General features: G+C 47.6%; 13 protein-coding genes. 10 read left to right on the top strand and 3 right to left on the bottom strand.

All coding sequences use genetic code 11. From position 1 onward, the window contains the following. The first annotated feature begins 4 nt into the window (after positions 1-4). The 10 genes from VIM72_RS25185 to VIM72_RS25140 all read left to right on the top strand — a co-directional run bounded on the left by VIM72_RS25185 (position 5) and on the right by VIM72_RS25140 (position 10,970). Positions 5-1,030: a PorP/SprF family type IX secretion system membrane protein gene (locus VIM72_RS25185; protein WP_332005588.1), complete on the top strand. Its 1,026-nt coding sequence runs from the start codon at positions 5-7 to the stop codon at positions 1,028-1,030. Between the two features lie 47 nt (positions 1,031-1,077). After that, entirely contained in the window at positions 1,078-2,487 is a 1,410-nt protein-coding gene (locus tag VIM72_RS25180) for an FAD-binding oxidoreductase (RefSeq protein ID WP_332005587.1), read from the top strand. 40 nt (positions 2,488-2,527) lie between these two features. Then, positions 2,528-3,109, top strand: coding sequence for a hypothetical protein (locus VIM72_RS25175; RefSeq protein ID WP_142683686.1), 582 nt, complete (start codon positions 2,528-2,530; stop codon positions 3,107-3,109). A gap of 322 nt (positions 3,110-3,431) precedes the next feature. Continuing rightward, complete coding sequence (locus VIM72_RS25170; RefSeq protein ID WP_332005586.1) at positions 3,432-4,109, top strand: phosphonatase-like hydrolase; 678 nt, start codon at positions 3,432-3,434, stop codon at positions 4,107-4,109. 25 nt (positions 4,110-4,134) lie between these two features. Then, positions 4,135-5,280, top strand: a complete 1,146-nt coding sequence (locus VIM72_RS25165; protein WP_332005585.1) for a TIGR03364 family FAD-dependent oxidoreductase — start codon at positions 4,135-4,137, stop codon at positions 5,278-5,280. A 335-nt stretch (positions 5,281-5,615) separates the two neighbouring features. Beyond that, entirely contained in the window at positions 5,616-6,314 is a 699-nt protein-coding gene (locus VIM72_RS25160) for a TIGR00730 family Rossman fold protein (protein ID WP_332005584.1), read from the top strand. A 161-nt stretch (positions 6,315-6,475) separates the two neighbouring features. Beyond that, positions 6,476-7,117: an O-methyltransferase gene (locus tag VIM72_RS25155; RefSeq protein WP_332005583.1), complete on the top strand. Its 642-nt coding sequence runs from the start codon at positions 6,476-6,478 to the stop codon at positions 7,115-7,117. Between the two features lie 24 nt (positions 7,118-7,141). Beyond that, positions 7,142-8,581, top strand: a complete 1,440-nt coding sequence (locus VIM72_RS25150; protein WP_332005582.1) for a glucosaminidase domain-containing protein — start codon at positions 7,142-7,144, stop codon at positions 8,579-8,581. Positions 8,582-8,633: 52 nt separating this feature from the next. Then, positions 8,634-9,179, top strand: a complete 546-nt coding sequence (gene hpt / locus VIM72_RS25145) for a hypoxanthine phosphoribosyltransferase (protein WP_332005581.1) — start codon at positions 8,634-8,636, stop codon at positions 9,177-9,179. A gap of 45 nt (positions 9,180-9,224) precedes the next feature. Next, entirely contained in the window at positions 9,225-10,970 is a 1,746-nt protein-coding gene (locus VIM72_RS25140; protein WP_332005580.1) for a YfbK domain-containing protein, read from the top strand. 5 nt (positions 10,971-10,975) lie between these two features. On the opposite strand, the gene VIM72_RS25135 is transcribed toward VIM72_RS25140, so the two are convergent. The 3 genes from VIM72_RS25135 to VIM72_RS25125 all read right to left on the bottom strand — a co-directional run bounded on the left by VIM72_RS25135 (position 10,976) and on the right by VIM72_RS25125 (position 14,012). Further along, positions 10,976-11,917: a class I SAM-dependent methyltransferase gene (locus VIM72_RS25135; RefSeq protein WP_332005579.1), complete on the bottom strand. Its 942-nt coding sequence runs from the start codon at positions 11,915-11,917 to the stop codon at positions 10,976-10,978. A 250-nt stretch (positions 11,918-12,167) separates the two neighbouring features. After that, positions 12,168-13,337: a molecular chaperone DnaJ gene (dnaJ, locus tag VIM72_RS25130; protein WP_209866979.1), complete on the bottom strand. Its 1,170-nt coding sequence runs from the start codon at positions 13,335-13,337 to the stop codon at positions 12,168-12,170. A gap of 102 nt (positions 13,338-13,439) precedes the next feature. Further along, the gene (locus tag VIM72_RS25125) at positions 13,440-14,012 is read right to left on the bottom strand and encodes a nucleotide exchange factor GrpE (protein WP_332005578.1); all 573 of its coding nucleotides are present in this window, start codon (positions 14,010-14,012) and stop codon (positions 13,440-13,442) included. Between the last annotated feature and the right edge of the window lie 91 nt (positions 14,013-14,103).

The following is a 14,103-nucleotide window of genomic DNA, read 5'->3' as shown; positions in this document are numbered from 1 at the left end:
AGCCATGAATCAGATCGTTAAATTATCAACATGTCTGGCAATTTTGCTAATTGTTTCAATGGGTGGGGCGTATGCGCAGGACCTCCATTTCTCACAATTCTTTAATTCGCCATTGACAACTAACCCAGCCAATACCGGGTTTATTCCCGACGGCAATTACCGTATTGGCATTAACTACCGGGATCAGTGGACCAGCGTTCCGATCCCATACAGAACGATGTCGGCATATGGCGATTTCCAGTTATTCCGCGACCAGCTGGAATATGGCTGGGTGGGCATTGGCGGCGTATTGCTCCGCGATGTGGCCGGCGCAGGGAACCTGACTTCTACCAAAGGATATGCTTCTATCGCTTATCACCAGCTGCTGGGGTTCAGCAGCTTATTGTCTGCCGGCTTTAATGTAGGTTCCGCAGGCAAAAGGGTGGATATCACCAAGCTCACTTTTGCTGATCAGTGGAATGGTAAGTTCTTTGATTCACAGATCCCTACCGGCGAGCCTATCACCCAAAGCAGTGTCAATTATTTCGATCTGCAGGCAGGATTGAATTATGCTTATTTCCCTACAGATAATATTTATGTAAATGCAGGCTTCTCTGTACAACATATCAACACTCCCAGGGAAACCTTTTTCGATGGCAACAACGTGGTGCCCCGCCGTTATATCGGGTTCTTAAATGCCAGCCTGAAAATGAGTGATAAGGTGATCCTGAACCCCGCTGCTTATTATGCCACGCAGGCCGGCGCACGGGAACTGATGCTGGGAGCCAACGCCGCTTACAATCTTTCCGGCGATGGCGTACAGCAGCTCTATGGCGGCGTTTACTACCGCGCCAATGATGCGGCTATTTTCCTGGTGGGCTACCAGATCAATGCTATAAAGCTGATGTTTAACTACGATATCACTACTTCCAGCCTGTCGGCCGCCAATAACCGCCGGGGCGCTTATGAAATAGGTATTGTGTATACAGGTCTTTACAGTAACCGCACTTTTAACAATGCGAGGAGATCTACGATCTGCCCTTCTTTTTAACTGCCGGGATATTATCACCTGACCGGCAATATGATTATTTTTGTTCCATGACAACGTTTAATAAAGTAACTGCCGCTCATGTAGCGGCATTACGTGAAATAGCAGGCGACCAGTATGTGCTGGCCGATGAGGAAAGTATGAGCCGTTATGCACAGGATGAAACTGAAGACCTGCATTATCTTCCCGAAGTGGTGGTAAAGCCTGATACTACTGAACAGGTAAGCCGGATCATGAAATTGTGCAGTGATGCGCTGTTGCCTGTAACGCCCCGTGGGGGCGGCACTGGTCTTAGTGGCGGTGCGCTGGCACAGTTTGGGGGCGTGCTTATTTCAATGGAACGGTTTAACAGGATCACGCTTATTGATGAAAGGAACCTGCAGGTCGTTACAGAGCCGGGCGTGATCACGGAAGAGTTACAGAATGCTGTAAAAGAGAAGGGATTATTTTACCCGCCCGATCCGAGTAGTCGCGGTACCTGCTTTATTGGAGGCAATATTGCAGAAAACTCTGGCGGCCCCAAAGCCGTAAAATACGGTGTAGTAAAGGATTATGTGCTGAACCTGGAAATGGTGCTGCCCGGTGGAGAAGTGATCTGGACTGGCGCCAATGTATTGAAAAATGCTACCGGCTATAATCTTACCCAGTTGGTAGTGGGTAGTGAAGGCACCCTGGGCATCGTTACTAAAATTGTACTACGCTTAATTCCATTACCCAAATCAGATTTGCTGATGCTGGTACCTTTCCGCTCTGCTGAAAGCGCCTGTGCAGCGGTGAGCGCTATTTTCCGCGCGGGTTATACACCTTCTGCCATGGAGTTTATGGAACGTGACGCGCTTGAATGGGTTACTAAATATGTGCAAAGCAGTGCAGTAAAAATTGAAGACGATATACAGGCGCACCTGCTCATTGAAGTGGATGGTAACTATCCTGAAGTGCTGATGCAGGAAATGGAAGGTATTGCCGGTGTAGTGGAAGGTTTTGATATCGGGGAGATATTGTTTGCGGAAGATTCCCAGCAGAAAGAAGAGCTTTGGAAGTTGCGCCGCCGGGTGGCAGAAGCAGTAAAGGCCAATTCTGTTTACAAGGAAGAAGATACGGTAGTGCCCCGTGCAGAACTGCCGGTGTTATTGAAAGGGGTAAAAGAGATCGGTAAAAGGTACGGATTCCATTCGGTATGCTATGGCCACGCCGGTGATGGCAACCTGCACGTGAATATTATCCGTGGCACGCTCACGGAAGAACAGTGGAATGGCACCCTCACGGAAGGTATACGGGAAATTTTTCAGCTGGTGAAAACATTGGGTGGCACCATCTCAGGCGAGCATGGTATTGGCCTGGTGCAGAAAAGCTATATGAATATTATTTTTGATCAGACTTCCATGCAGCTGATGAAGCAAATAAAACAGATCTTTGATCCGAAGAATATATTAAACCGGGGTAAAATTTTCGATTGTTAAACCTTTCTGCCGGTAAATAGTTAAATTAATAAATGCGCTCATGAAACGTTTGCTCATATGTTTTTTCTTCCTGGCTGGCGTGCAGCTGGCCCAGGCCCAGTATTATAAAACAGACACCGCAACCCGTAAAGGCTTCGACCCCTCCCGTTTGGTACTGGGAGGTTCGCTGGGAATGGTGTTTGGCGATTATACCAATGTAGATATTTCCCCGCTGGTGGGGTACCGTTTTTCAGACTACATTGCCGCCGGTGTGAATATTAACGCGCAATACGGGCAGAATAAATGGTGGGAATACGATCGTGTAACACAGCGCGATAAGTATACCATTTTCGGCGGTGGTATCTGGGGCCGTGTATATCCGCTCCCAATGGTGTTCATACATATCCAGCCTGAGTATAATTTCATCACACAGAACACTACTTATTACCCGCAAAACGCGGAGAAGCAAACCTATAAGACCAACTATGGCGTTCCCAGCCTGCTGGTGGGCGCGGGTTACACTCAAAGCGTAGGCGGCAGGGTAGGTATCGGTATTTCCATTTTATACGATGTGATCCAGGACCGCCGTTCCCCTTATAACAACAACCTTGTATACAGGGTAGGAGCAGGACTGGGCTTTTGATCGCCTTCGGCGATGGAAATTGTCTTGGAACGCTGATTTTGATGATTTCGCTGATTACGCTGATTTAATTTTGGACTTATAAATAGAAGGGAGATACATGCGATTCTATTCGCATATATCTCCCTTAACTATTTATAAAAATCCAAAAAATTAAAATCCAAAATTAAAATCAGCGTAATCAGCGAAATCATCAAAATCAGCGTTCCAAGACAATCGCCGAAGGCGATCCCCTCCGCATATTAACCGCATGTTAAATGTTTATAAATGCTAAACTTATTTTTAGTAAGTGGTTATCTTTGCGGCGTATTAAATTTCAGGAACGATGGGAATACAATTAGTAGTTTTTGATATTGCAGGTACTACCCTGCATGATGAATCCAATGTAGCAAAGGTATTGCAGCAAACAATCGGACTGGCGGGAGTTACGGTAACGATCGACCAGGTAAATGAAGTGATGGGATACGCCAAACCCTATGCTATCCGCTACCTGCTGCAACAGCAGAAAGACAGCCGTTACAGTGATGAAACCTTTATTGGCGATCTGCACAGCCGTTTCGTGGCCGATATGAAAACGCATTATGCCACACATCCGGCAGTACGGGAAAAAGACGGGGTATCGGACGTGTTTGCCGCATTGAAGGCTAAAGGGATAAAAGTGGCGCTGGATACGGGTTTCGACAGGGCCATCACCAACGTGATCCTGGAAAGGGTAGGCTGGCAGCAGAAAGGGCTTATTGATGCCGTGGCTACCAGTGATGAAGTGCCTTTTGGCCGCCCTTATCCTTATATGATCTACCGGATCATGGAAGAACTGGAAATCCGCAGTATACAATCGGTCGCTAAAACCGGCGATACTATTTCCGACCTGGAAGAAGGCACCAATGCAGGTTGCCGTTATGTAATAGGCGTTACCACCGGTGCATACACCCGCGAGGAGCTGGCCAAAGGGCCGCATACTCACCTGGTGGCCTCGCTGGATGAGCTCTTATCTATATTTTAATCATACTATCTATCATTTTTATATCATGCAACAACAACAGGCAGATGTAGCGGTAATAGGCGCAGGTATAGTGGGATTGGCCATGTCGTATCACCTGGCATCAAAGGGAAAAAAAGTAGTGCTGTTTGAGCGTAACAGCAAAGCGATCAGTGCTTCCATACGTAATTTCGGGCTGGTATGGCCTATAGGGCAAACCGCCGGTAAAATGCACGACCGCGCTATGCGCAGCCGCCGTACCTGGAAAGAGCTGGCCGCAGCAACCGGCCTGCAGTGCCAGGAAACAGGGTCGCTTCACCTGGCATACGAAAACGATGAATTGGCCGTGCTGGAGGAATTTGTACAGGCCGCTCCCGGTAATGGTTACAGCTGTGAACTGGTATCTCCTTCGCAAATAGGAAAATATACGACCGCTGTTAAAACAAATGGATTGAAAGGCGCATTGTGGAGTGCCTCCGAAATGACGGTAAACCCGCGCCAGGCCAGCGCCGCTATTGCAAAGTACCTGGAAGGGCGCCTGCAGGTAACGGTGCGTTTTGGTACCGCCGTAAATGGTATCAGCATGCCTTATATTGAAACAAAAGACGAGCGCTGGAAAGTGGATGAAGTATTTGTATGCAGCGGTGCGGATTTTGAAACGCTGTATCCTGCACAGTTTGCAGCCGCTCCCCTGAAGAAATGTAAACTGCAGATGATGCGCACTGTTCCGCAACCGGGCAACTGGCAGCTGGGGCCTGCGCTCTGCGCCGGTTTAACACTGGGGCATTATGCCGCCTTTGAAAGCTGTAAAACCCTGGAACCACTGAAACAACGCTTCGCAGCGGAAATGCCGGAGTATGTGAAATGGGGTATCCACCTGCTGATTTCACAAAATGGAGCAGGTGAGCTTACCATTGGCGATTCACATGAATATGGTCCGGACTTCGAACCATTCGACAAGGCATTTATCAATGACCTCATCCTGCAGTATATGCATACTTTCCTGCAGGCGCCGGAGTATACCATCCAGGAACAATGGCATGGCATCTATCCAAAACTAACCAACGGAAAAACAGACCTGGTGTTCTCTCCCGAAAAAAATGTCACCATTGTAAACGGTCTTGGCGGAGCCGGTATGACCTTATCATTCGGCCTCGCAGAAGAAGTGGTGGCGGGTATGCATACCTTTGCGTAACCTCGATAAATTTAAATTAGGTTATTGCTTAAATAATTAATAAATTAATGCAGATTAAGCGTTATGAGAACATCTGTTGATTAAAACGATAGTACTATCTGAATAAATTTCAACATTATTTATTTTTTTGATTGCCAGCATTAGCAACGTTTCTGCAGCGATGTTTATTTAACAACGCTGCACGTTCATAACGTGTTAAATGTAAAGCAGGTTTCTATATAGTTACCTGCTTTTTTTATGCGTACTGTCATTACTGTAAGCCAATTATTATATAAATTACATCATCCCCCGTGCCCTCACGGGAACATGTTTTAGCATAACAAAAAAGCAGTCGCATGAACAGTAGTATAAAGAATCTTAAAGAAAGAGACTGGACGGAAACAAGAGCGCATTCCAGCTGGCAGATATTCAAGATTATGGCGGAGTTTGTTGAAGGATTTGAGAAGCTGGCAAAAATAGGACCCTGTATCTCCATATTCGGATCGGCCCGTACAAAGCCGGGAAACCGTTATTACGACCTGGCCCAGGAAATATCCACCAGGCTGGCAGAAGAAGGCTTTGGTATTATCACGGGCGGCGGCCCCGGTGTAATGGAAGCTGCCAACAGGGGCGCCCAGGCAGCGCACGGAAAATCAGTAGGCGCCAATATTACCCTGCCTCACGAACAGCATCCCAATATTTATATAGATCCGGAAAATAGTCTCAATTTCGACTACTTCTTTGTCCGCAAAGTAATGTTCACCAAGTATTCCCAGGGTTTCATAATGATGCCCGGCGGCTTTGGTACCATGGACGAATTCTTTGAAGTGGCCACGCTCATTCAAACCAGGAAGATGGATGAAACCCCTATGGTGCTGGTGGGAAGAGAGTATTGGAGCGGCTTGCTCGACTGGATCCGCAATGTAATGATGGAGAAAGAGAGTAATATTAACCCGGAAGACCTCGACCTGTTGCAGCTGTTTGATACGGCAGACGAAGTGGTGGAATACTTCCGTGTTTTCTATACCACCAATAAACTAAGACCGAATTTCTGATAATTTCCGTTTCCGGAAAGAAAAGCGGATATACATGAACGCAGGCCCGGATAGAATAAAACCCGGCAGAATAACGTTTATGGATATATCCGCTTTTTCTGTTTCAGGGCAACAGGTTCACAGTTAGCCGCTTTTCCTTAGCTTTGCAGAAATTTTAATATATGGAGCTTATACCGGCAGCAGTGGAAGCCTACGCAGAAAAATACACCAGCAGGGAAAGTGAATTGATGTATCAGTTGAACCGGGAAACACATCTGAAGGTAGAACAGCCACATATGTTAAGCGGACAGGTACAGGGACAATTTCTCAGTATGGTAAGCCATATGATCCGTCCCCGCCGCATCCTGGAGCTTGGCACTTATACCGGTTATTCGGCTATTTGTCTCGCAGCGGGCCTTGTACCCGGGGGAATATTACATACCGTAGATATCAACGAAGAACTGGAAACCCTCTGTCATCAGTATTTTTCGGCAAGCGGGAATGCAGACAACATAAAAATGCATATCGGTAAAGCGGCTGATGTCATTGAACAACTGGACGAAGTATTTGACCTGGTGTTTATTGATGCCGACAAATCCGGATATGAACAGTATTACGACCTGGTTTGGGATAAACTGCGCCCTGGCGGATTTATCCTGGCAGATAACGTGCTGTATCACGGCCAGGTACTGGCGCCTGAAAATGAACAGGGCCGCCAGGCAAAGGCCATGGTGAGCTTTTGTGAAAAAGTGCTGGCAGATGATCGTGCGGAACAGGTATTAATTACCATCCGGGATGGTGTATTGCTGATCAGGAAGAAATAAAACGCCCATTAAATCCGAACATACATGCAAGTAAGAAAATTCTTATTGGTAGTCAGTTTTCTTATTGGCTTCGTTACTGTACTGCAGGCACAGAATATCACAACGCAGCAGTATATCGCCACCTATAAAAACTTAGCTATCGAGGAAATGCGCCGTTCAGGCGTGCCTGCCGCCATCAAACTGGCACAGGGGATTGTAGAAACACAGTCCGGCAACGGTACCCTGTGTTTGCAATCAAACAACCACTTCGGTATTAAATGTAAAAATACCTGGACCGGCAAAACCATCAAATACGATGACGATGCCGCCCAGGAATGCTTCCGTGTATATGAATCCGCCAAAGATTCTTACCGCGACCATTCTGATTTCCTGCATGCCAATCCCCGCTATGCATTTCTTTTCCAGTTTGATGGGGAAGACTATAAATCCTGGGCCTATGGTTTGAAACAGGCCGGGTATGCCACTAATAAAACTTATCCGCAACAGCTGATCAAAATAATTGAAGACTATAACCTTCAACAATACACGCTGATTGCCATGGGGAAAGACCCGTCTGATGGCGGTGCTGCGACTGATGGTACCATGTACGCGGAAGTAACCGAAAAGGAAACCAGGACATCTCCCGGAAGAAAAAATCATAACAACACCTCCACTGCCGGTCAAACCCGCAGTTATCCCAAAGGGATCTTTGAAATCAACGGCCGTAAAGCAGTGTATATAAAGGCAGGTAGCTCCCTGATCCAGTTGGCCGACCAGCGTAATATGCGCCTCCGTAAACTGGTGCGTTACAACGACCTGGAAAATGATAATCCGCCTGCAAAGGATATGATCATCTTCCTGCAAAAGAAAAGCAAAAGGGGAAACAAGGAGTTTCATAATGTTGTAAACGGCGAAACCATGCACGATGTAGCCCAGGCAGAAGGGGTACAGTTGAGATGGTTGCGCCGCCGTAATAAAATGAATGAAGGGGAAGAACCGGCAGCTGGTCAGCGGTTAACGCTGGATGGCTTTGCTTCAGCTGCACCGCGACTGGCCAAAAACACCCGTGTATTGAAAGAAGAGGACCAGGAGCCGCCGGAAGATTTTTCTCCCCGCAAAGCGCTGGATGATATTAAAGAAGAAGTGGCTAAAAATACAGCCGGCGGAGCTGCTGTACCGGAAACCAAACCTGCCCAACAGGGTGGCGTGCCGGTAGCTATGATAGAAGATCTGAAGAAAGCCGGTCAGGTAACCACTTCAGGAAGCCCCGTTGCACCAAAAACACCCATGCCGCAACCTGCTCCACGCCCGGCTACACCGGCGCCGGTGCAGAAATCCGGTACACAGTACCACGATGTGCAGCCGAAAGAAACATTGTATGGCATTGCCAAAATGTATAACAGGTCGGTAAGCCAGCTGCAGGAATGGAATAACCTGCAGGGATCAGATATTAAAATCGGCCAGCGTTTGCTGGTAAATAAATAAGCAGCGATCTTTTTTTGCTGATGATTGTTAAATAAAGAAATGCAGCAATATTATGTCAGTGATTAAAGTGCATGACAAGGAGTTCCAACCCTATATTGATGAAGTGGCATTGCAGCAGCGGATAAAGGAAATAGCGGAACAGCTCAACAAAGACTTGAAGGGAGAGCGTCCCCTGTTTATAGCCATCCTCAACGGCTCGTTTATGTTTGCCGCAGATGTGTTTAAATACCTCACTATTGAGGCGGAGATCTCTTTTATTAAACTGGCGTCTTATAAAGGCACCAAATCTACCGGTAACGTGGTGCAGGCCATCGGGCTGGATGAAGATCTTTTCGGCCGCACCGTGGTGATCCTGGAAGATATCGTGGACACCGGCAAAACACTGAGCCAGTTCCTGCCCCAGCTGGAGCATCAGCAACCCAAAAAATTACTGGTGGCTTCCCTGCTCACAAAACCGGAGGCAATGGTGCATCCCATCAAAATTGATTACCTGGGCTTTTCCGTTCCCAATAAGTTCCTCCTGGGATATGGCCTCGATTATGATGGCCTGGGCCGGAACCTGCCAGCCATTTACCAGCTGGTAGAAGCAGGGCTGTAATTATTTTTTCCGGGCGCTTGCCCGGAAAAAATCTTAACTTAATACATGCTCAAGTACCTTTTACTCTTTCTTTTCTGGGGTGGAGGGCTGCAGGCGCAAACAATCTGGGTGTCGGGAGCGGTAGAAGACAGTTTATCCCACCGCCCCATTGCAGGAGTACAGGTGAAGGTGATGGATGACACAGTCCATGTAGTCACAAACGCTTTCGGTCTTTTTAAAATTGCTATCCCCACGGCATCTGCCACGTTATTGCTTGCACAAAACGGTTACCAGCCGAAACAGGTAACGGTGCGCAAATACGACAGGCTGTTAATAACGCTGTCGCCTCTACGAAAAGATGCGGACCCCGTGGCGCTTGCCAAAGCCCGTTCAAAACTGCAGCATAACAGTAACCCCAATTACGGCAATACCGGTATGGGTACCCGTGCTTTTTACAATGAAACTTACGGCGCTACCTACGAGAATAAATTTGTGCCTGTTGCCACCCATCCTGTATCGGCTTTTGCGCTGGATGTGGACCGGGCAGCCTACAGCAATATCCGCCGCTTCCTGCGACTGAAAGAATCCGTGCCTGTAGATGCCGTTCGCATCGAAGAAATGATCAATTACTTTCACTACGATTATCCGTTACCGTTAGCCGGCGAAACTATGGCGCTGTACAGCAATTATACTACCTGCCCCTGGGAAAGCGCACACCGGTTGCTGCAGGTGGCCATCAGGGCGAGGGCGCTGGAAACAGACAGCTTCCCCGCCAGCAATCTCGTTTTCCTGCTGGATGTATCCGGCTCCATGGGGACGCCCAATAAGCTGCCCTTGTTACAGGCAGCTTTCCGTATCCTGGTCAATAATCTGCGCCCGGTAGATAAAGTGGCGATAGTAGCCTATGCCGGCGAGCCAGGGGTTATTTTGCCTGCTACTCCCGGCGATCAGAAAGAAAAGATCCTCAATGCAATAGATAATCTCAGCGCCGGCGGCGCCACCGCAGGGGAAGCCGCCATAAAACTGGCTTACCGGATCGCATCAGAGCAATATATTCCCGGTGGCAACAACCGCGTGATACTGGCCACCGACGGCGATTTCAACGTAGGCCTCAGCAGCGACGATGAAATGGAGCAGCTGATCATTGAGCAGAAGGAAAGTGGCGTATTGCTTACCTGCCTGGGTTTTGGCATGGGCAATTACAAGGATTCAAAGCTGCAGTCGTTGTCCAGTAAAGGGAATGGTAATTTTGCTTATATAGATGACCTGGAAGAAGCCAATAAGATATTTGCCCGTGAATTCGGCAGCACCCTGTTCACCATTGCCCGCGATGTGCAGTCAGAAGTATGGTTTAATCCAGCGCTCGTAAAATCGTATAGGCTTATTGGTTATGAGAACAAGGTGCTCCCGGCCGACACTTCGGTGAAAGGGGAATTCAGCGGGGGAATCATTGGCAGCGGGCATTGCTCCGTGGCATTGTATGAAATTGTTCCTGTGCCGCAAGCCATTGCAGATGATACGGTACTGGCTAAGGTGAAAATTTCCTGGCGTGATCCGCAGGATACTGTGATACAGCATCTGACCGGCGTTATCCCCGCTGCCCTGGAAAGTTTTGACAAGACATCCGATGATTGCCGCTTTGCAGCAGCCGTTGCTTTATTTGGGATGGTGTTGCGCAAATCGTCCTATTGCGGTAAAGGCAATGCTGAAATGGTGAACGATATTGCACGTCATGCACTGGGAGCCGACAAAGGCAATTACCGCCAGGAGTTTTTGAAGATGGTAAAAATGCTGCGTAAGGGAAAGCATTGATCCCCTTATTTTATTAAGCGGTAGCATTTCCTGATCATCTTCTGCTGAAAATCAAAAGGTAAAGTCTGATTAGTAATATCCCTGATACCGGAGGCATTGATCTTATCGGCTTCCAGTACAAACCTGCGATAGTTGTTGCTGAAGTAAACAACCCCGTCTTTTTTGGTAGCCAGCAATACTTTATTGAGCATGTCTGCATGATCCCGTTGTATGTCGAGGAAATCCTTCATCCGCTTGCTGTTGGAAAAGGTGGGAGGATCTATGATCACGAGGTCGTAGGTGTTGAGTTTGAGGGTATCCAGGTATTGCAATACATCCGCATGTACAAAAGTATGTTTAGGGTTATCGAACCCGTTCAGTTTCATATTTTCTTCCGCCCAGGCCAGGTAGGTTTTGGAAAGATCTACGGATGTTACCTCAGCAGCGCCGCCGGCAGCAGCATATACAGAGAAGGAACCCGTATAGCAGAACAGGTTCAGCACCTTTTTATCTTTGGCTTCTTCCCTTACCATACCACGGGTAATGCGGTGATCGAGGAACAGGCCCGTGTCGAGATAATCCGAAAGGTTTACTTTAAACTGAAGACCTGCTTCATGGGCCGTCAGGATGTGGCTTTCCAGGCTTAGTTTTTCGTATTGGCTTTTCCTGTTTTCTTTACGCTGTCGTTGTTTTACCCAAATCTTATTGGGGGCTACATCCAGCACTTTGCTGATCAGCTCCAGGCATGTATCCAGCCATTCTTCATGGGCATCTTCTTCCATACCGTGTTTTCGGTGGTATTCTGCGATGTAAACATGATCTTCATATATTTCTATGCTGAAAGGAAATTCAGGAATATCATCATCATACACCCGGTAACAGGTGATGTTTTGCCGCCTGGCCAGTTTGGAGGTATGCCGGAAAACTTTCGTCAGCCGGTTTTCGAACATCTGCATTTTTTGTTCCATCGTGCGTGGAGTTTAGAGCGGAGTGCGCCTTCGGCGCGGGAAATTTGTCCTGGAGCAGGATTACGCTGATTATACTGATTTGTTTGATTGGATTATGTACCGATTTTAATGATTAAGGGAGATAGGAGCGAGTATCCGCTTATATCTCCCTTAATCATTTATAAAATCCAAAAGTAAAAATCAAGCTAATCAGTATAATCAGCGTAATCCTGCTCCAGGACAATCGCCGAAGGCGATCCCCTTCGCTGCATTAGCTAAATATGTCCCGCACCTTTTCGAAGAATCCTTTTTCAGATTTTTCAGGGTTGGGTTTAAAGTTATCGGATGATTGTAGTTTGTCCAGCATTTCCTTCTCTTCAGCGCTTACATGTTGTGGCGTCCATACGTTCACGTGGATCAGCTGATCGCCTTTTTCATATGAGTTAACCGAAGGGAATCCTTTGCCTTTCAGGCGGAATATTTTACCGCTTTGTGTACCGGCGGGAATTTTAATTTTGGCTTTCCCATCGATGGTCGGTACTTCCAGGGAGGTGCCATATACAGCATCAGGGAAAGAGATGTGCAGGTCGTAAGCCACATTGAGCCCATCGCGTTGCAGTTCCGGGTGTGGTTCTTCTTCGATCAGGATGAGCAGATCGCCGGGTGCACCGCCTCTTTCGCCGGCATTACCTTTACCGCTCATGCTCAGCTGCATACCTTCCTGAACCCCAGCCGGGATATCGATGCTCACCATTTCCTCACCGTACATACGGCCTTCACCTTTACAGTGGCCGCATTTGCTGGTGATGATCTGTCCTTCGCCATGACAGGTAGGGCAGGTGGTCACGGTTTGCATTTGTCCGAGAAAAGTCTGGGTAACTTTTCTTACCTGGCCGGAACCGCCGCAGGTATTACAGGACTGGAATGCGTTTTTGTCTTTTGCGCCCAGGCCACCGCAATGCTGGCAGGGTACATATTTCTTTACTTTGATTTTCTTGTTGGCGCCTTTGGCGATTTCCTCGTAGGTAAGACGGATCTTCACCCGGAGGTTGGAGCCCCGGGTACCGCGGCCACGGCGGTTTCCGCCACCACGCGCGCCACCGCCTCCAAAGAAGCTGCCGAAAATATCATCGTTACCAAAAATGTCACCGAAGTTGGAGAAAATGTCGTCCATGTTCATTCCACCACCGCCATATCCGCCACCACGGTTGCCATTCATGCCGGCATGGCCAAAGCGGTCGTATTGCGCCCTTTTATCAGGATCGCTCAATACTTCATAAGCTTCAGCTGCTTCTTTGAATTTTTCTTCTGCTTCTTTGTTATTTGGGTTGCGGTCAGGGTGAAACTGCATCGCCACCTTACGGTAAGCTTTTTTAATTTCATCCTGGGAAGCAGATTTGGCAACAGCCAGAATTTCGTAATAATCTCTCTTGGTAGACATTATAAAAATCACTTAATGCCGGTGCAAGCACCGGCCTTTGTTTCGGTAAAAAATATTGTTTTACGTCAGCGCTGGCACAGGTTATTATGCCACATCGTCATTTTATTTGCCCACAATTACCTTAGCATGACGGATCAATTTGTCATTCAGGTAATAACCCGGTTGCAGTTCGTCTACTACCTGGCCAACCAGCTCCGGCGTAGGAGCGGGAATTTCGGTAATAGCCTCATGCAGATCCGGATCAAATGGGGTGTGTATACTCTCCATTGGCTTCAGCCCCTTTGCCTGTAGGGTGCTTCTCAGTTTATTGAAAACCAGCATTACGCCATCTTTAGCGGCAGCAACGTCGGTAGTATTTTCCAATTGCTTTACGGCTCTGTTGGTATCATCCAATACATCCAGCAAAGATATGATAACCTCTTTACTGGCTGTTTGCATCAGTTCTATACGTTCCCGGGCAGTACGTTTACGGTAATTGTCAAATTCCGCCTGTAACCGGAGATATTTGTCACGGATCTCACTTACTTCTTTTTCTTTCTTCTCCAGTTCACTCACTTCCTCTGACTCAGTATTCGTATTCGAACTATTGCTTATATTTTCTTCTGGCATGCTCTCGTTTTCGCTACCAGCGTTAGCCTGACCGTTTGTCTGCATGTCTTTTTCGTTTTCTGTCATAATAAGTAATAATTGTCTGCGCAGGTATCCAGTCAATTTCTTTGCCAACAGCGGTTTTGCCGACAAAAAGGCAGAATTGGGGCGAAAAACC

Origin of the sequence: Chitinophaga sp., from assembly GCF_036569185.1 — a bacterium.
GTDB lineage: Bacteria > Bacteroidota > Bacteroidia > Chitinophagales > Chitinophagaceae > Chitinophaga.
This window is presented reverse-complemented; position numbering and strand designations above follow the sequence as displayed.